This window comes from Oleiphilus sp. HI0123 (genome assembly GCF_001635315.1).
Genome location: NZ_LWGE01001345.1, coordinates 1 through 1,679, shown reverse-complemented (window position 1 = coordinate 1,679; position 1,679 = coordinate 1). Strand labels below are relative to the sequence as shown.

Annotated in this window: 2 protein-coding genes; both read left to right on the top strand. The window is 44.6% G+C overall.

The genetic code is table 11. The features are described 5' to 3' along the window. Positions 1-1,267, top strand: a 1,267-nt coding sequence (locus A3761_RS16790; RefSeq protein ID WP_156491905.1) for a diguanylate cyclase, incomplete at its 5' end; no start/stop codon positions are given. A 51-nt stretch (positions 1,268-1,318) separates the two neighbouring features. Then, the coding region (locus tag A3761_RS16785; protein WP_231881244.1) for a toprim domain-containing protein at positions 1,319-1,679 on the top strand (361 nt) is incomplete at its 3' end.

Below are 1,679 nucleotides of genomic sequence, written 5' to 3'. Positions count from 1 at the left end.
TCTGGTGATGGCTTTGTATAACTTCTTTCTTTTTTTGCGACTTAGAGATAGTGCTTACCTGTTCTACGTTTTGTACGTGATTACCTTTGCTGTAGCCCAGATGTCCCTGACGGGCTTTGCTTACCAATTTATCTGGCCAAACTTTCCGGTATGGAATGAGCAGAGTATGGCGGTAATAACGCCCTTAATCGTGACATCGGGGATGGTATTTGTATCGAACTTCCTTAAATTGCAGAATAATCACCCGTACTTGAATCGTATTGTCTATTTGCAGGCTTGGCTTGGAATCGTGTTGGCTTTCTTGAGCACGCTCTTACCTTATGCAGTCATGATTCCTTATGGTGCGGCTTTGGCGATCGTTACTTGTTCGTCTATTTTATTTATTAGTTACTATGTCACGATCAAATCGAGACAAAAATATGCGACGTACTTTTCGGTTGCCTGGAGTATGTTTCTAATTGGCACCGTTATATTGGCCATGAACAAATTTGGCTTACTGCCTAGAAATGGGCTAACGGAGTCTGCAGCGCAAATTGGCTCAGCTATTGAAATTATTCTCTTGTCTTTTGCTCTTGCGGAACGCTTGCATGACGCTACTTCGCGCCGTTTTAAAGCTGAAGCAGAAACCTTGCAAGTGAAGGAAAAGCTGATCGAGACCAAGCAGATGCAAAATGAAGCATTAGAGGTAGAAGTTGAGCAGCGAACCAGAGACTTACGACTGGCTTTAGAAAAGGTCAATAAATTAAACTCCGAACTTGAAGATCTATCAACACTTGATCAAGTCACCGGGGTTAGAAATCGTCGTTATTTTGATGAAATGATGGAGCGAGAGTTTCGTCGTGGCAGGCGAAATGGGCGAGAATTAGCTTTGATTATGATTGATTTGGATAATTTCAAATCCGTCAATGATACCTATGGTCATCAAGCTGGAGACCAGTGTCTGAAAACGGTCGCTTCTGAAGTGTATCGTTTGGTGAAACGCCCTCCTGATCTGGTTTGCCGTTATGGTGGAGAGGAGTTAGCTGTTGTCTTACCTGAGACCAAATTGGAAGGTGCTGTTTTGATAGGTGAGCGAATTCGGGCGCATATTGAAGCTTTGTGGATTGATACGGGTGATGAGCGTATTCAAGTGACAGCGAGTGTTGGCGTAAGTGCCTGCATGCCGAACGAGGAAAGCTCGACTCACGCTTTGGTTGAGATGGCTGATCAGGCGCTATACCAAGCTAAGCTTAACGGTCGAAACAGAGTTGAGCAAAAAGTTGGCTAAGACGGCGTGAAACTGCTTGATAGCTGTTTGTTTATACAGTATTTTGTATGAATGAAACTGTATATTGCAGAAAAGCCCAGTCTGGGGAAGGCTATAGCGCAAGCCCTACCTAAACCTCACCATAAAGCTGATGGCTGTATTTACGTCGGGCATTCCGATAAACGCCGCTGTGATGTAGTCAGCTGGTGTATCGGTCACCTTCTGGAGCAGCTCGAGCCAGATGCCTATGATGCATCACTTAAGAAATGGTCGCATGAAACCTTGCCTATATTGCCCGACCGTTTTCCTAGAGGTTGGCAGCTGGCGCCTAAAAAGCAAACCCGCAAGCAATACTCTATTCTAAAAAAGTTAGTCAAACAGGCTGATCACATAATTCATTGTGGTGACCCTGATAGGGAAGGTCAGCTACTGG